Consider the following 15,889-nt stretch of genomic DNA (forward strand, 5'->3'; position numbering starts at 1 on the left):
GCCCTTCCTCGGCCCTTCCTCGGCCCTTCCTCGGCCCTTCCTCGGCCCTTCCTCGCCCCGGTATAGATGTAACTTGCATTAATTAGGCGATCTAACTTATCGTGTGTATATACCAACTACCTCCGAGGGGTGAGCGGAACCATGGACCCATTCGATGCGGGAGCCGGAAGCATCCTGCGACAGCCGAAGGCGGTGTGGGCGACGGCCGGCGCGTCCGTCGTCGCCTTCATGGGCATCGGCCTCGTCGACCCGATCCTGCCGTCCATCGCCCAGGGGCTGGACGCCACGGCCGGCCAGGTCTCCCTGCTCTTCACCTCGTACTTCCTGATCACCGCGTTCGCGATGCTGGTCACCGGCTTCGTCTCCAGCCGCATCGGCGGCCGCAGGACGCTGCTGGTCGGCCTCGCCCTCGTCGTCGTCTTCGCGGGCCTCGCGGGCACCTCGGGCTCGGTCGGCGAACTCGTCGGCTTCCGGGCGGGCTGGGGGCTCGGCAACGCGCTGTTCGTGTCGACCGCCCTCGCGGTGATCGTCGGCGCGGCGGCCGGCGGCAGCGCGGCCGCCATCCTGCTGTACGAGTCCGCCCTCGGCCTCGGCATGGCGTGCGGACCACTGCTCGGCGCGCTGCTCGGCGACGCCAGCTGGCGCTACCCGTTCTTCGGCACCGCGTTCCTGATGGCGATCGGCTTCCTGTGCATCACGGTGTTCCTGAAGGACCAGCCGAAGCCGGCCCGGAAGATCTCCGTCCTGGACCCGATCAAGGCGCTCGGGCACGGCGGTCTCGCCTCCGCCGCGGCCTCGGCTTTCTTCTACAACTACACGTTCTTCACCGTGCTGGCCTTCACCCCGTTCGTGCTGAACATGACCCCCTACAAGTCGGGGGCGGTGTTCTTCGCCTGGGGCGTGCTGCTCGCCGTGTTCTCTGTCCTCGTGGCGCCGCGGCTCCAGGAGCGGTTCGGCTCGCTGAAGGTGCTCGGCGGCTCGCTGGTGCTGCTCGCCGTCGACGTGTTCGTCCTCGGGTACGGCGACCACACCACCGCGATCGTCTGCACGATCCTGTCGGGCGCGTTCATCGGCGTGAACAACACCGTCTACACCGAGTTGGCGCTCGGCGTCTCGGACGCCCCGCGTCCCGTGGCGAGCGCCGGCTACAACTTCGTGCGGTGGTTCGCCGCGGCGGCCGCTCCCTACTTCGCGCCGAAGATCGAGGAGTGGACCGACATCCATGTCCCGTTCGCCGTCGCGGCGGTCACCGCGCTGCTCGGCGCGGTCGTGGTCGTCGTCCGGCGCAAGGCGCTCACGCACGAAGCCGAGGAGCTCGAGCCGAAGCACGCGACGGAGGACGGGGTCGCGGTCTTCGCCGGCTGAGCCGACCCGGCGTCAACTGACGAGCGACGCACGAGCGTTGGTGACGTGGGTCACCCAGATCTCAATCGAGCGGGACGGACTTCCGGGACGGATCCCGGAGGTCCGTCCCGTTCGTGAGCCAGCGCTCCTGGAGAGCCTGGGCGCCGTGCACGCGCTTCCAGGCGGCCTCGTTGGGGGTCATGGGGAGTAGGGGCAGGAAGCGGACCGGATCGAGGGGTTCGTCGAGGTCGAGATCCTCGACCAGGCCGCCCGGCTCGGCGACCAGGACCGAGGTGAACGGGGCGCCCGGCCACAGGGGTTCACCCACGTCGAGGGAGCTGCCGGGAGCCACGACCACACCCTCGACCTGCGGGGACGCGGCGAGCACGGCCAGCGGGCGGAGCACCTTGTCGGTGTCGGACGCGCCGGGCCGGACGGACAGCACCAGCTCGGCACGCGGCCCCTCGACCGGGTCGGCGAGGATCGCCGTCGGGTCGCTCATCGGCTGCGCGGACATGCCGAGCGTGGCGTAGCGGACGACGTCGCCCTCGTGGAAACGCAGCACCTCGAGGCGGTCCGTACCGAGGAAGGTGACCGCGGCGCGGGCGTCCGGCTCGCCCAGCGCGCTGCGCAAACGAGCCTCGACCAGAGGAAGAACATCAACCATGCGGCGAGCATAGAACTCGTCGGTGCTGGGCAAAGCAGCGCCTTGACACTTCCGTCGACTGCTATTCTGGCCCGGTGGTTCGGGGCAGCACGCAGAAGCGTCGCGATCTTGCCCCGACGCAGACGAGACTCCCTTACGAGGGACCGGCTGGAGGAGGTGGGGCTGTCATGGATCGAAGTCACCCGTGCAGTACCACTCGCTCTTCCTGCCGCTGACGCAGCTGCTCCGGCTTCTTGGCCCCGGCTGGTCGCCACCTCTCGCGCTCATCTTCATGCGGAAGAGCACTTCGTTTCCTTTTTCACCTGATCTGCTCGATCTGTCTGATCTGCCAGATCTCTCCGGTCTGATTCAGTAGCGAAGCTCGCCACCGCGACGGAGCGGTGCTCCCCGCTTTGTGGACGTGCCAAACCTCCGCACTCAGGACGTCCTCATTCCGGGCAGTTCCACCCGTCGTGGCGGTCTTTCTTTGCTAGTCGCGAAGGAGCCTGCCATGTCGATGATCCGCGACCTCCGTGCCGTTGTCCGCCCGGCCCGTCCCTCCCTGCGCAAGGGGGGCGGGCGTACGGACACCGGCGCCTACGACACCACCCGCGACCCCGCGACGCCGTCGGCCGTCGTCGACTGCGCGGTCTACCGCGACGGCGCGCGTGTCACCTACGCACAGCCCCCGACCCCGCAGGAGGCCATGCGCCGGGTGCGGCGCGACGGAGGCTTCGTGTGGATCGGTCTGCACGAGCCGACCGAGGCCGAATTCGCCGGTATCGCAAGCGAGTTCGGGCTGCACCCGCTGGCCGTGGAGGACGCCGTGCAGGCGCACCAGCGGCCCAAGCTGGAGCGCTACGACGACTCCCTGTTCACGGTCTTCAAGACCATCCACTACATCGAGCACGACCGGCTCACGGCCAACAGCGAGGTCGTCGAGACCGGTGAGGTCATGTGCTTCACCGGCAAGGACTTCTTCATCACCGTCCGGCACGGCGGTCAGGGCTCGCTGCGCGCGCTGCGCCACCGCCTCCAGGACGACCCCGAGCTGCTCGCCAAGGGCCCGTCGGCCGTGCTGCACGCCATCGCCGACCACGTCGTCGACGGCTACATCGCGGTCGCGGACGCCGTCCAGGACGACATCGACGAGGTCGAGACGGAGGTGTTCTCGCCCGGACGCAAGGGCACCCCGCGCGGCACGGACGCCGGCCGGATCTACCAACTCAAGCGCGAGGTGCTGGAGTTCAAGCGCGCGGTGTCTCCGCTGCTGCGGCCGATGCAGCTGCTGAGCGAGCGGCCGATGCGGCTGGTCGACCCCGACATCCAGAAGTACTTCCGGGACGTCGCCGACCACCTCGCCCGGGTCCAGGAGCAGGTCATCGGCTTCGACGAGCTGCTCAACTCGATCCTCCAGGCCAATCTCGCGCAGGCGTCCGTCGCGCAGAACGAGGACATGCGCAAGATCACCTCCTGGGCCGCCATCATCGCCGTACCGACGATGGTGTGCGGGGTGTACGGCATGAACTTCGACTACATGCCGGAACTGCACTGGAAGTTCGGCTATCCCGTGGTCATGTCGGCCATGGTGGCGCTCTGTGTCGGCATCCACCGCACGCTGAAGCGCAACGGCTGGCTGTGAGGGCCCCGGCCAGGCTGGCTAGGGTTGAGCCATGACAAGAGAGCTGCTGCTCGACCAGGCCCTCGTCGAGGAGGCCACCAAGAAGTCCGGCCTCGTCTGGATCCAGGGCGCCGGTGAACCGGCCGCGCGTGCGCTGTGGCACGTGTGGCACGAGGGCGCGGTCTGCCTGGTCGGCGACGGAACCGGGGAGCAGCCACTGACCGGGCTGACCGAGGGCGCTTCGGCCGAGGTCACCGTCCGCAGCAAGGACAAGGGCGGCCGGCTGGTCTCCTGGACGGCGAAGGTCGTCACCCTCGCGCCGGGCTCCGAGGCGTGGCAGGCGGCCGTCGCCGAGCTCAAGGGCAAGCGGCTGAACGCACCCGACGGCGAGGCGATGACCGAGCGCTGGGCGCGCGAGTGCCGGGTGCTCCGCCTGGAGCCGACGGGGGCCACGCTGCCCCTGCCCGAAGGGGATCTGGCGGCCCGGCCCGTGCCCTCGCCCGCCACCACGCGAGAGCCGGCGCCCGCGGGGCTGCCGAAGCTGCTGCTGCGCAAGCGCAAACGCGCCTAGCCGGTACCGCGAGCAGCCGGGGCCACGAGCGGCCGCTCACGAGGTCGGGAGCTGCTTGCCGTAGTCCACCGTCTCGTCCTTCGCCGGTTCCTTCAGGACGAAGTCCTTGCCCCAGGAGGAGAAGCTCAGCGTTCCGGCTCCGCCGGCGCGCTCCAGGCGCAGCGGGTAGGGCTTGCCCTCCAGCGACACGTCCAGCTTGCCGCCGGAACCGCCGTCGCCGGTGATGCGGATCGTCCGGACGCCGGACTGCTCGTGGTGGCCGTCGGTGGCCAACGAGCCGTGCAGCGACAGCAGACCGTCGAGGAGGAGGTCCTTGTCCGTGAAGCCGCTGAACTTCTTGTACGAGGGGTCGCCCGTCGGCACCTTCACGTACTTGCCGTCGAGCTTGTCGGCGGCCGCCGTGTCCGAACCGTCCTCGCCGGACTTGCCGTCCTCCTTGTTCCAGAAGGCCGCGTCGGCCTTCAGGAACAGCTGCTCGCCGACCCGCAGCAGGTGGAAGGTGGCGCCCTCCGCGGTGACCGACCCGGTGCCGCCGTCCGCCTTCAGGCTCATGTCCAGCGTGTACGTGTGCCCGCTGGTGACCACGCTCCCGGAGAGCCGCACCTCGTCCACGGCACCGGCCGCGGCCTTCGTCTTCGCCTGGATCTGCGCGGCGGACAGCTTGCCCACCCCGTTCGTGCCCGCGTCCGGGTCCTCGCCGCATCCCGTCAGTCCCATGCCCACGACCAGTGCGCACATCGCGCTGACCAGTGAGGCGCGGCGAGTTCGGCCCTGGGGAATCGCAGTCACAGAGAAGGCCGCCTTTCTGCGGGGGTGTGCTGAGCGGCGTACGGCAGCGTACCGGGGTCGCGGCGCCCGAGCGGAGCCAGTCCGTCCGGACCGCCCACCAGGGCGGATCCGATCGGGACGGGCTAGCCTGAAGCCCGCACGAGCGGGCAATTGGGAAAAGAACATCACCGGCAACAGCCCTGACGGCTGTACGGAAGAAGGAGGTGCGGTCATGGTGGCGGGCGCCCCGCGGATCTTCGTCTCGCACCTCTCCGGCGTTCCGGTCTTCGACCCGAGCGGCGACCAGGTGGGGCGGGTACGCGATCTGGTCGTCGTGCTGCGGGTGCGGCGGAGGCCGCCGAGGGTGCTCGGACTGGTCGTCGAACTGTCCACCCGGCGCCGTATCTTCCTGCCCATGACCCGGGTGACCGGCATCGAGTCCGGCCAGGTCATCACCACCGGCGTGCTCAACGTCCGCCGCTTCGAACAGCGGCCCACCGAGCGCCTCGTCTTCGGGGAGCTGCTCGACCGGCGCGTCACGCTCGGCGAGACCGGCGAGGAGGTCACCGTCCTCGACGTGTCGGTGCAGCAGCTGCCGGCCCGCCGGGACTGGGAGCTCGACCGGGTCTTCGTGCGCAAGGGGAAGAGGGCGAGCGCCTTCCGGCGGGCGAAGGGCGAGACGCTGACCGTGGAGTGGTCGGCGGTCACCGGGTTCTCGCTGGAGGAGCACGGACAGGGCGCGGAGAGCCTCCTCGCCACCTTCGAGCAGCTGCGCCCCGCCGACCTCGCCAACGTCCTGCACCATCTGTCGCCGAAGCGGCGCGCGGAGGTCGCCGCCGCGCTCGACGACGACCGTCTCGCCGACGTCCTCGAGGAGCTCCCGGAGGACGACCAGATCGAGATCCTCGGCAAGCTGAAGGAGGAGCGCGCGGCGGACGTCCTGGAGGCCATGGACCCCGACGACGCGGCCGACCTGCTCTCCGAACTCCCGGAGCAGGACCAGGAGCGGCTGCTGAGCCTGATGCAGCCCGACGACGCGGCCGACATGCGGCGCCTGTTGTCGTACGAGGAGCACACCGCGGGCGGCCTGATGACCACCGAGCCGATCATCCTGCGCCCCGACGCCACCGTCGCCGACGCCCTCGCACGGGTGCGCAACCGCGACCTCTCCCCCGCCCTCGCCGCGCAGGTCTACGTCTGCCGCCCGCCCGACGAGACCCCGACCGGCAAGTACCTCGGCACGGTGCACTTCCAGCGGCTGCTGCGCGACCCCCCGTACACGCTGGTCAGCTCGATGCTCGACGACGATCTCCAGGCCCTGGCGCCGGACGCGGCGCTGCCCGTCGTCGCCGGGTTCTTCGCGACGTACGACATGGTCGCGGCGCCCGTGGTCGACGAGGCGGGCTCGCTGCTGGGCGCGGTGACCGTGGACGACGTCCTGGACCACATGCTGCCGGAGGACTGGCGGGAGACGGAGTTCCACCTCGACGAGGACACGACCGAGGAGGGGGGCCCGCATGACTCCTGACCGCGAGACCGGGCGCGTCGACCGCACCCCGGCCGGCGCCACGGCGACCAGCCGCCCCCGGGCCCGGCTGGACCAGCCGCGGCCGCCCCGGCACCGGATCCTGCCCGAGTGGGACCCGGAGGCCTTCGGGCGGCTCTCGGAGCGCATCGCGCGGTTCCTGGGCACCGGGCGGTTCATCGTCTGGATGACGATCGTCATCATCGTCTGGGTCCTGTGGAACATCTTCGCCCCGAGCGACCTGCGCTTCGACAACTACCCCTTCATCTTCCTGACGCTGATGCTGTCGCTCCAGGCCTCCTACGCGGCCCCGCTGATCCTGCTCGCGCAGAACCGGCAGGACGACCGTGACCGGGTCAACCTCGAGCAGGACCGCAAGTCGAACGAGCGGTCCATCGCCGACACCGAGTATCTGACCCGGGAGATCGCCGCCCTGCGGATCGGTCTCGGCGAGGTCGCGACCAGGGACTGGATCCGCTCGGAGCTCCAGGACATGGTCAAGGAACTGGAGGAACGGCAGGACGGGCATCGCGAACATGCCGTATTCCCGGCAGAACGGTCGCGGGGACGTGACGTAGAAGACCGGTGACAGGCTTACCTGCGCCCCCGCCAAGCGCCGTACCATCGTCCCTATGGCTAGCGAAGACGCGGTGCGCGAGGCACTGGCGACGGTGAACGACCCCGAGATCAACCGGCCCATCACCGAACTCGGGATGGTGAAGTCGGTGGAGATCTACGCGGACGGGACGGTCGCGGTCGCCGTGTACCTGACGGTCTCCGGCTGCCCGATGCGCGAGACGATCACCCAGCGGGTGACCGACGCGGTCGCCGCGGTGGACGGCGTCACCCGCGTCGACGTCACGCTCGACGTCATGAGCGACGAGCAGCGCAAGGAACTGGCGAACGCCCTGCGCGGCGGCCAGACCGAGCGTGAGGTCCCGTTCGCCAAGCCCGGCTCGCTGACCCGGGTGTACGCGGTCGCGTCCGGCAAGGGCGGCGTCGGCAAGTCGTCGGTGACGGTGAACCTGGCGGCGGCGATGGCGGCCGACGGTCTGAAGGTGGGTGTCGTCGACGCCGACATCTACGGCCACAGCGTGCCGCGCATGCTGGGCGCGGACGGCCGTCCCACCCAGGTCGAGAACATGATCATGCCGCCGTCCGCGCACGGCGTGAAGGTCATCTCCATCGGCATGTTCACCCCGGGCAACGCCCCGGTCGTCTGGCGCGGCCCGATGCTGCACCGCGCGCTCCAGCAGTTCCTGGCCGACGTGTACTGGGGCGACCTGGACGTGCTGCTGCTCGACCTCCCGCCGGGCACCGGCGACATCGCGATCTCCGTGGCGCAGCTGGTCCCGAACGCCGAGATCCTGGTCGTGACGACCCCGCAGCAGGCGGCGGCCGAGGTGGCCGAGCGGGCGGGCTCCATCGCCGTCCAGACCCACCAGAAGATCGTCGGCGTGGTCGAGAACATGTCCGGTCTGCCCTGCCCGCACTGCGGGGAGATGGTCGACGTCTTCGGCACGGGCGGCGGACAGTCGGTGGCCGAGGGCCTCACCCGCACGACCGGCGCGAACGTCCCGGTGCTCGGCTCCATCCCGATCGACGTCCGGCTGCGCGAGGGCGGTGACGAGGGCAAGCCGGTCGTCCTGACCGACCCGGAGTCCCCGGCGGGCTCCGCCCTGCGGGCCATCGCGGGCAAGCTGGGCGGCAGGCAGCGCGGTCTCTCGGGTCTGTCGCTCGGCATCACGCCCAGGAACAAGTTCTAGCCCGGGGTTCCGGCCCGGCCGCGAGTCCCGTGGCTCGCCTTCCCACGACAGCGGGGGCGTCGTCCAGCACGGACGGCGCCCCCGCTCTCGTGCGGCTGATCAGGCGTAGGTCTCGATGTCCTTGATCATGGCGAAACCGAGGCCGTACGCGCTCATGCCCCTCCCGTACGCCCCCACGTGCACCCCTTGCGAGGTCGAGCCGGCCAGCACCCAGCCGAACTCCGACTCGCGGTAGTGGAAGGACGTCGGCACGCCGTCGACCGGCAGGGACAGCGTCGACCAGTCCGGTCCCGCGAGGTCGTCGGCGAGGACCCACGCCGTCTCCGTCTGCTGGTCCAGCCAGTCGTCGCGCAGGCTGTGGTCCATCTGGCCCGGCCAGGTGAAGGTCAGCAGGCCCACCCCCGCCAGCCAGGCCGCCGAGGACACCGAGGTGGCCTCCAGCAGGCCCGTGCCGTCCGGACTGCGCCGTACGGGGTTCGCGGCGACGGTCACCACGACCGCGAACTTCCCGCGGTCCTCACCGGCCGTCTCGTGCCGTACGGAGGGTTCGTCGCCGTGACCGATGGAACCGTGCTCTACGGCACCGTCGGCCGCCGCACCCACCTGCATCAGCCAGCGCGGCCCCGTGAAGGCCTCGTCGAGGCCGTACCAGGGGAAGGGTGCCTCCAAGTAGCCGTCGACCGTACGCCGGGCGGAGGGGACCTGTTGTCCGCCCTCCGCGGCCGGCGTCTGTTCGACTGCCCGACTCGTCGTCTCCATGTGCCCGGACGCCTCCTCGTTCTCGACGGAACGACCGGCCCGCCCCCCTTCGGGCGTACTCGTCCGCTCCGCACAACAACCAGGCAGCATAGCCACCCCGCTCCGCGCTGCCGGGAAGCCGCCCGGCGCGTGCGGCGTGCGCCCCCTCACATCGGGGGGCGCGAGTCACTCAGGTGGCGTCCGCGTCGTAGGGCGGACGGTCGTCCCTGGCGGGCTCCTCGGGCTTCTTGGTCATGTCGATACGACCGTCTCCCGAAGACGCCCCCGAACCCGACGAAATCGCCGAGGCGGCCGAACCCGAGACGGCTCCGTCCGTGTCGCGGCTGTGGACCGCGTCCGTGACTTCGGCCATCTCCTTCTTCAGGTCGAAGCCGTTGCGGATCTCCTTGAGCCCCAGCTCGTCGTTGTCCATCTGCTTGCGGATGAACGTCTTGGGGTTGAGGTCCTCGAACTCGAAGTCCTTGAACTCCGGACCCAGTTCGCTGCGGATGTCCGCCTTGGCGCTCTCCGAGAACTCACGGATCTTCCGGACGGTACGCATCACGTCCTGGATGACCTTCGGGAGCTTGTCCGGACCGAAGACGAGCACGGCCAGGACGACGATCGTCACCAGCTCGAGCGGTCCTATGTCATTGAACACCTGAAGCTCCTTGCGATGTCCGCGGCCCTCGGCCCTCGGCCCTCGGTGGTCAAGTCGGGTCTTCCGTGGTCCGGGCCGGGTCCACGGTACCTGTCGCACCTGTCCGACCGGTACCGTCCGGGGGCGTCCGCGTACGTGTACGCGGCCGGTTTTTCGCGTTGTTTGCCTTGTGGGACCGGGTTTCGGGGCCCGACCTGTGACGTTTCTGTCAATCCCTGGGAAAGCGCCGGAAAAGGGGGCGGGCCCCGTCAGCCGCCGCCGGACGAGCCGAGGACCAGGGTGAGGGTGCGTTGCCCGCCGTCCCGTTCGATCGTCAGCGCCAGCCGGTCACCGGGACGGTGGGCACGGGTCTTGACGATCAGCTCCTCGCCGGAGTGGACGCGCCGGCCGTCGATCTCCGTGATGACGTCCCCCGCGCGGACGCCGGCCCGGTCGGCGGGCCCGCCCGCGGTGACCGGGTCGCCCGCGGCGCTGTCCGCCGTGCCGACCCGGGCGCCGTCGCCCGCGTAGTCCATGTCGAGCGTGACGCCGATGACCGGGTGGGTGGCCCTACCGGTGTTGATCAGCTCCTCGGCGACGCGCTTGCCCTGGTTGACCGGGATGGCGAAACCCAGGCCGATCGAGCCGGCCCGGGCGGTGCCGGAGTCGGTGCCGTCGTCGGCGGAACGGATGGCGGAGTTGATGCCGATGACATGACCCCGCGCGTCGAGCAGGGGGCCGCCGGAGTTCCCCGGGTTGATCGGCGCGTCGGTCTGGAGGGCGTCGACGTACGACACGTCGCTCCCGTCCCCGCTCCCGCCACCGGCGGTGATGGGCCGTTCCTTGGCGCTGATGATGCCGCTGGTGACGGTGCCCTCGAGGTCGAAGGGGGCGCCGATGGCGACGACCGGGTCACCGACCCGGACGTTGTCGGAGTTGCCGAGGTACAGGGGCTTCAGCCCTTTCACCCCGGTCACCCGCACCACGGCGAGGTCGTAGCCGCTGTCCCGGCCGACGACCTCGGCCTCGGCGGTCTGTCCCCCGTTGAACACGACGGTTATCCGGCCGTCGCCTCCGGCGGGCTCGACGACGTGGTTGTTGGTGAGGATGTGGCCGAGCGAGTCGAGCACGAAGCCGGTACCGGTACCGGACTCCTTGCTTCCACTGACATGCAGCGTGACGACGCCGGGCAGGGCGCGCGCGGCGATCCCGGCCACGCTGTCCGCGGACCGCCCGGTGGGCGCCGCGGCGGCCTGCGGCAGCTCCACCGGGTCGAGCCCGCCGTTGCGCTCCAGATAGACGCCCACGGCTCCGCCGAGCCCGCCGGCGACCAGCGCGATGGCCAGCGCTCCCCCGACCAGCCGCCCCCTCAGCCGCCTGCGCTGCTGGGACTCGGTGAGGACACCCGTCGCGGGGTAGCGGCCATGCCCGCCCGCACCCTGGTACTGAAGAGGCCCACCGACGAGCGCTCCGCCCCCCGGACCTCCGGAAGCCGCGGCCCCGGCGAGGGGGTCGGCGGACCAGGGGTCGTAGCGCTGCCAGGGGCCGGCGGTGCGCGCGGTCCCGGGATCCCCGGCGGCCCCCTGCCCCCCGACCGAACCACCGACGGGCACGGCGGGCGCGGCAGATGTGACGGGCGCGGCGGGCGCGGCAGGGGTGGGGGGTGCGGCAGGTGCGACGGGCGGGCCGGACACGGCAGGTGGGACAGGCGCGACGGGCACGGCGGATGTGACGGGTGCGGCGGGAACGGCAGATGTGACGCGTACGGCGGGTGCGGCAAGTCCGGGCACGGCAGGTCCGGCGGGAACGGCAGGCGTGACCGGCACCGCAGGTTCGGTGGGCATGACAGGTGCGCCGGACGTGGCAGGTGCGGCGGGTGCGCTCGGCCCGGCGGGGACGGCGGACGAGACGGGCGCGGCAGGCGCGGCAGGCGCGGCAGGCGCGGTCGCCGTTCCGGGGTCCGCAGATCCCACGGCCATCGGCACCGTGGCGAGCGCGGGCGCGTGCGCGGCCGACGCGGCGCCCTGTGCGGCCCCAGAGGGCGTGGAGGTCGCCGTCGGGTGCTGGACCGGTGGCGCGGGCGCCCAGGGGCCCGGTTCACCGTACGGCGGGGTGCTGTAGGGGTCGGGGTCGTGCAGAGGCTTGGGCCGCTCGCCGGTGACCGGCGGCGGCTCGGTGACAGGCACCTCGACGGAGGCGACGGCGTCGGCCTGGCCGACCAGACCCTCCAGGCCGATCCGCTCCGGCGGGGCAGCCGAAACAGCCGGACCCTCTGAAGCAGCCGAGGCCCCCGAGCCGACCGGGCCCACCGGGCCCACCGGGCCCACCGGAGCCTCCGGGGCCACCGGGGCCACCGGGCCCACCGGGGCCACCGGGGCCACCGGGGCCACCGGGGCCACCGGGGCCTCCGAAGCTGCCAGCGCAGTGAGGGCCTCCGAGGCGGCCGGGGCCGGAGCAGCCGGAGCGGCCAGAGCCTCCGAGGCAGCCGCAGCAGACCCGGCAAACGCAGCAGGCGCGGCAGGCCCATCAGACGCACCAGACGCACCAGACGCATCAGGCCCATCAGGCCCATCAGGCGCATCAGGCGCATCAGGCGCACCAGACGCACCCAACGAGGCCGGGGGCGTCGGTGGAGGAGCCGTTTCTGCTGCGGGGCGGCTCAGTTCATAGTCGCCGTCGTCGGTGGGGGGTGTCGGCCGTGCGGGTCGGGCCAGTTCGAAGTCGCCTTCGTCCTCGGTCCTGGTCGACGGCTCGCGGCTGACGGTCTCCTCGGGGGCCGGCTCCGCCGTCGTGGCGTCGACCGGGTCCGCGGGGCTCTGTCGCCCCGGGGACGCCTGCGGTCGAGGCCGGCTCCACCACTTCGCCCTCGTGGGCTTCCCGTCGTCCATGCTCTCCCCCGCCCGCCTTCGCGCCCGGCTGCCTGGCAGGGCGCGGTCCTCCCCGGAACCTCCCTGGATTCAACCAGGTTCGTGGCGGCGCGGCGCAGGGCCTGGGTCAGCGGGTGTTCTGCGAGGAAGGCGAGGTGGTGGTGGCGGGGACGGGTGCGGCGAGCAGACCGGTCCCGGTGACCTCCGGAGCGGTGGTCAGGGAGGTCAGGGTGATCGGCGGGGTGGTGCCGAGCGGGCGTATCAGCGGGGACATCACCGCGGCGCCGGCCACCATGGGCGAGGTGAGCCGGTGCAGGGCCTGCTCGACCGGACCGGCGGCCGGGGCGGGCACGCCGGGCAGCAGCGGTGCGGACACCTCGGTCGGGGCGACCGGGGTGTCGCCGAGCTGGCCGCCCTGGGAGAGCAGTGGGCCGACGGAACGGCGGCGCTGGTTCTCGGGCGCCGTCGCCGAGCCCGTGCCCGGGGTACGGGCCGGTGTCACATTGCTCCCGGAGCCCGCGCCCCCACGGCCGTCGGCGGTGGTGTCGATCGGCGCGACGGTCGTCATGCCGCCCAGCGCGATCGCGGCCAGCGACACCGCGCCGGCGGCGACGAACGCGAACCGCATACCGCGCGAACGCTCGGCGTCATGGCGGTCGCCACGGCCGACGGGGTGGATGCGGAAGCCCCGGTCCGAGGCCGGTGACAGGAAGGAGCCGTGGCCGTGGGCGGGTACGTAGCCGAACTCGAACGGTTCGTCCCGTCCGGTTCCGCTCACTCCGAAGACTCCGTCGGCGAATCCGCCCCCGCGCAGCGGAGTGCCGCCGCCGTCCGGGTCGCCTCCGCCGGGAAGCCCCTGGAGGCGGGCCAGGAAGCTTTCGGAGGGGGCCGGCGGGGCGATTTCCGCGAAGACGTTCTTCAGCCGACGCTGTGCGTCGACCTCCGACTTGCATTTCGGACAGGTCGCCAGATGCGCCAGCACCCGCTCGCGGGTGTCATGACCGAGTTCGCCGTCCACCAGGGCGGAGAGGCGGTCTCCGAGGTGCTGCTCCGCGAGGAGCCTCTCGGCGGAGTTGTGTCGGGATCCACTCACGCGGTCGCTCCCCTTCCTCCTCCCAGAGCGGGCACACGGGGTACGAAGGAGCGGCGCTCGGCCCGCGCTTCGGGCGAGCGGTGCGCGAGGGCCTTGCGCAGCTGCGAACGGCCGCGGTGGATGCGCGAGCGGACCGTGCCCAGCTTGACGCCCAGGGTCGCGGCGATCTCCTCGTAGGACAGGCCTTCGATGTCACACAGGACGACCGCGGCGCGGAACTCCGGTGCGAGGGTGTCGAGGGCCTGCTGGACGTCCGCGTCGAAGTGGGCGTCGTTGAAGAGCTGCTGAGGGGTGGGCTCCTTGCTGGGCAGCCGCTCGGCCGCGTCGTCGCCCAGCGCGTCGAAGCGGATGCGCTGCTTGCGGCGGACCATGTCCAGGAAGAGGTTGGTGGTGATGCGGTGCAGCCAGCCCTCGAAGGTCCCCGGGGTGTACGTGGAGAGGGAGCGGAAGACGCGGACGAAGACCTCCTGGGTGAGGTCCTCGGCGTCGTGCTGGTTACCGGTCAGGCGGTAGGCGAGGCGGTAGACCCGGCCGCTGTGCATGCTGACGATCTCCTCCCACGTGGGCGGAGTCCACGCCTGCCCGTCCGCGTCGGTGGTGAAGGTCGCGGTCTGGGCGGGGCCGGCGGCGGTGCCTGCGGCCTGGCTGTGGTCAGCAGCGGTGTCGTTCACGGATTTCGGCCTGCCTGCCGAACCGAGAAAGCGCCGCAGCACTCCTCCCCGATCCACGGGCGCGGCCGCACCTCCCCTGTCGGCTCTGGTGGTGATGTCCAGTGGAGCCCCTACCATAGCCACCTCGCCCGTTAGCTCCGGATAAGCGGTTTTACGAGAAATTGATCTGTGCTGATACGGCTCATACGGCTGCGTCAGCACTTGCTCGACACCCGGTCCCTCGTCGTGATCCAACCGTGTCCCCCCGTTGTCGTTCCCACCCCTTCAAACGCGCGGTCCCATCTGCGGGTTCCCGGCGGCAACGGATACAGTCACGCCCAGGCAACCACGGGGACAGGAGAGGGTCATTAGCGGCAACCGGCAGGCAAGCTGGGCGTTCGCCGACGCCTATGCCGCCGAGGACGAAGCGCTGCACTGGGCCCGTGACCGGGCCCGCGAGGCAGGGCTGCGCTCGGTGTCGCCGAGCACGGGCGCCGCGCTGCGGATGCTCGCCGCCACCGTGGATGCCAAGGCGGTCGCGGAGATCGGTACCGGCACCGGCGTCTCCGGGATCCACCTGCTGCACGGAATGCGCCCGGACGGCGTCCTGACGACCGTCGACCCCGAGCCGGAGCACCAGCAGTTCGCCCGCCAGGCCTTTCGCGCCTGTGGCTTCGCCAGCAACCGGGCCCGGTTCATCCCCGGCCGCGCGCTCGACGTCCTGCCCCGTCTCGCGGACGCCGGCTACGACCTCGTCTTCTGCGACGGCGACCGGCTGGAACTCATGGAGTACCTCGCTGAATCGTTGCGCCTGCTGCGGCCGGGAGGACTCGTCGTCTTCGAGGGTGTCTTCGCCAACGGCCGCACCGTCGATTCCGGACCGCAGCCCACGGAGGTCATAAGGATCCGGGAGCTGCTGCGGGCGGTGCGCGAGAGCCAGGAGCTGGTGCCTTCACTGCTCCCGGTGGGCGACGGACTGCTGTGCGCGGTCAAGCGCTGAGTCCGGCCGAGTCCGAAGGTGCGCGGATCGCGCCGCGCCCCGCGGGCCCGTGGGCGGCCTTTGGGCCTTTCGGGCCATGCGGCCCCCACGGACCGCGGGAAAGCTGAGAAAACAACCGCTCCGGCACCCTGAGGGATGCCGGAGCGGTCGAAAGAGTAGGGTCGCTTGCGCGTCAGCCGACGACCTTCTTGAGGGCGTCGCCGAGCGCGTCGGCCTCATCGGGGGTCAGCTCGACGACGAGTCGACCGCCGCCTTCGAGCGGAACGCGCATGACGATGCCCCGCCCCTCCTTGGTCACCTCGAGCGGGCCGTCACCCGTTCGCGGCTTCATGGCCGCCATGCTCGTTCCCCTTCCTGAAACCAGCTCATCGCCAAAGCCGACGGCCCCGTGGAGGGCAGCCGCGGTCCAGCGAAGGACACACGACACCGGCATCGAACACATTGCTTCCAGGCCATTATCCCGCATCTCAGGACCCGATGACCAACATCAGTCGGCATCGCTTGGGCAACGCGCGCGAGCAAAACCACTCAATTCGGCGATGTGGCTGCGATACTGCACCGCCGCACGGACTTCCGCGCACCGGAAACCGTCCCGAATTTCTTTGACGCAGGTCACATGTCGGGTCCGGTCCGCGGACGATGATCTCCGACATGCTGTCC

General features: G+C 71.1%; 17 protein-coding genes. 9 read left to right on the forward strand and 8 right to left on the reverse strand.

Annotated features, from left to right (window positions below):
- The first annotated feature begins 141 nt into the window (after nt 1–141).
- Complete coding sequence (locus ACFVYS_RS11800) at nt 142–1,365, forward strand: MFS transporter (protein ID WP_389501146.1); 1,224 nt, start codon at nt 142–144, stop codon at nt 1,363–1,365.
- Between the two features lie 61 nt (nt 1,366–1,426).
- On the opposite strand, the gene ACFVYS_RS11805 is transcribed toward ACFVYS_RS11800, so the two are convergent.
- Nucleotides 1,427–2,011, reverse strand: coding sequence for a suppressor of fused domain protein (locus ACFVYS_RS11805; protein WP_389501148.1), 585 nt, complete (start codon nt 2,009–2,011; stop codon nt 1,427–1,429).
- 184 nt (nt 2,012–2,195) lie between these two features.
- Between ACFVYS_RS11805 and ACFVYS_RS11810 the strand changes: the two genes are divergently transcribed.
- The 3 genes from ACFVYS_RS11810 (at nt 2,196) to ACFVYS_RS11820 (ending at nt 4,182) form a co-directional block, all read left to right on the forward strand.
- Nucleotides 2,196–2,366, forward strand: a complete 171-nt coding sequence (locus tag ACFVYS_RS11810) for a hypothetical protein (protein WP_389501150.1) — start codon at nt 2,196–2,198, stop codon at nt 2,364–2,366.
- Between the two features lie 135 nt (nt 2,367–2,501).
- On the forward strand, nt 2,502–3,632 hold the full coding sequence (locus ACFVYS_RS11815; protein ID WP_020127911.1) for a magnesium and cobalt transport protein CorA: 1,131 nt from the start codon (nt 2,502–2,504) through the stop codon (nt 3,630–3,632).
- A 31-nt stretch (nt 3,633–3,663) separates the two neighbouring features.
- Nucleotides 3,664–4,182: a hypothetical protein gene (locus ACFVYS_RS11820; RefSeq protein ID WP_389501152.1), complete on the forward strand. Its 519-nt coding sequence runs from the start codon at nt 3,664–3,666 to the stop codon at nt 4,180–4,182.
- A gap of 36 nt (nt 4,183–4,218) precedes the next feature.
- Here ACFVYS_RS11820 and ACFVYS_RS11825 read toward each other — a convergent pair whose 3' ends face one another.
- A complete protein-coding gene (locus tag ACFVYS_RS11825) occupies nt 4,219–4,971 on the reverse strand; it encodes a hypothetical protein (protein WP_389501154.1) in 753 nt (250 codons plus the stop codon).
- 211 nt (nt 4,972–5,182) lie between these two features.
- On the opposite strand from ACFVYS_RS11825, the gene ACFVYS_RS11830 reads away from it, so the two are divergent.
- From ACFVYS_RS11830 to ACFVYS_RS11840, 3 genes are read left to right on the forward strand one after another with little or no spacing between them, the layout of a single operon-like run.
- Nucleotides 5,183–6,478, forward strand: coding sequence for a magnesium transporter MgtE N-terminal domain-containing protein (locus ACFVYS_RS11830; RefSeq protein WP_389501156.1), 1,296 nt, complete (start codon nt 5,183–5,185; stop codon nt 6,476–6,478).
- Entirely contained in the window at nt 6,468–7,064 is a 597-nt protein-coding gene (locus tag ACFVYS_RS11835; protein WP_389501158.1) for a DUF1003 domain-containing protein, read from the forward strand. The genes ACFVYS_RS11830 and ACFVYS_RS11835 overlap by 11 nt, the downstream gene beginning before the upstream one ends.
- A 43-nt stretch (nt 7,065–7,107) precedes the next feature.
- Nucleotides 7,108–8,241: an Mrp/NBP35 family ATP-binding protein gene (locus ACFVYS_RS11840; RefSeq protein ID WP_389501160.1), complete on the forward strand. Its 1,134-nt coding sequence runs from the start codon at nt 7,108–7,110 to the stop codon at nt 8,239–8,241.
- Between the two features lie 99 nt (nt 8,242–8,340).
- Here ACFVYS_RS11840 and ACFVYS_RS11845 read toward each other — a convergent pair whose 3' ends face one another.
- The 3 genes from ACFVYS_RS11845 to ACFVYS_RS11855 all read right to left on the reverse strand — a co-directional run bounded on the left by ACFVYS_RS11845 (nt 8,341) and on the right by ACFVYS_RS11855 (nt 11,805).
- Nucleotides 8,341–9,000 carry a hypothetical protein gene (locus ACFVYS_RS11845; RefSeq protein ID WP_389501162.1) on the reverse strand — a complete coding sequence of 220 codons (660 nt, stop codon included), beginning with the start codon at nt 8,998–9,000 and terminating at the stop codon, nt 8,341–8,343.
- Between the two features lie 169 nt (nt 9,001–9,169).
- Nucleotides 9,170–9,640: a sec-independent translocase gene (locus ACFVYS_RS11850; RefSeq protein WP_389501163.1), complete on the reverse strand. Its 471-nt coding sequence runs from the start codon at nt 9,638–9,640 to the stop codon at nt 9,170–9,172.
- A 248-nt stretch (nt 9,641–9,888) separates the two neighbouring features.
- Nucleotides 9,889–11,805, reverse strand: a complete 1,917-nt coding sequence (locus ACFVYS_RS11855) for a trypsin-like peptidase domain-containing protein (protein WP_389501450.1) — start codon at nt 11,803–11,805, stop codon at nt 9,889–9,891.
- Here ACFVYS_RS11855 and ACFVYS_RS11860 point away from each other — a divergent pair.
- Complete coding sequence (locus ACFVYS_RS11860) at nt 11,752–11,895, forward strand: hypothetical protein (RefSeq protein ID WP_389501466.1); 144 nt, start codon at nt 11,752–11,754, stop codon at nt 11,893–11,895. The two genes, ACFVYS_RS11855 and ACFVYS_RS11860, sit on opposite strands and share 54 nt — an antisense overlap.
- Nucleotides 11,896–12,613: 718 nt before the next feature.
- Here the strand turns inward: ACFVYS_RS11860 and ACFVYS_RS11865 are convergent.
- Complete coding sequence (locus ACFVYS_RS11865) at nt 12,614–13,579, reverse strand: zf-HC2 domain-containing protein (protein WP_389501165.1); 966 nt, start codon at nt 13,577–13,579, stop codon at nt 12,614–12,616.
- Entirely contained in the window at nt 13,576–14,292 is a 717-nt protein-coding gene (gene sigE, locus ACFVYS_RS11870) for an RNA polymerase sigma factor SigE (RefSeq protein WP_389501452.1), read from the reverse strand. Before sigE ends, ACFVYS_RS11865 begins: the two co-directional genes overlap by 4 nt.
- A gap of 238 nt (nt 14,293–14,530) precedes the next feature.
- On the opposite strand from sigE, the gene ACFVYS_RS11875 reads away from it, so the two are divergent.
- Complete coding sequence (locus ACFVYS_RS11875) at nt 14,531–15,229, forward strand: O-methyltransferase (protein WP_078615599.1); 699 nt, start codon at nt 14,531–14,533, stop codon at nt 15,227–15,229.
- Between the two features lie 172 nt (nt 15,230–15,401).
- Here the strand turns inward: ACFVYS_RS11875 and ACFVYS_RS11880 are convergent, their stop codons facing one another.
- Nucleotides 15,402–15,569, reverse strand: a complete 168-nt coding sequence (locus ACFVYS_RS11880; protein WP_003966491.1) for a DUF3117 domain-containing protein — start codon at nt 15,567–15,569, stop codon at nt 15,402–15,404.
- Between the last annotated feature and the right edge of the window lie 320 nt (nt 15,570–15,889).

This window comes from Streptomyces sp. NPDC058295 (assembly GCF_042880655.1).
Taxonomy (GTDB): Bacteria; Actinomycetota; Actinomycetes; order Streptomycetales; family Streptomycetaceae; genus Streptomyces; species Streptomyces coriariae.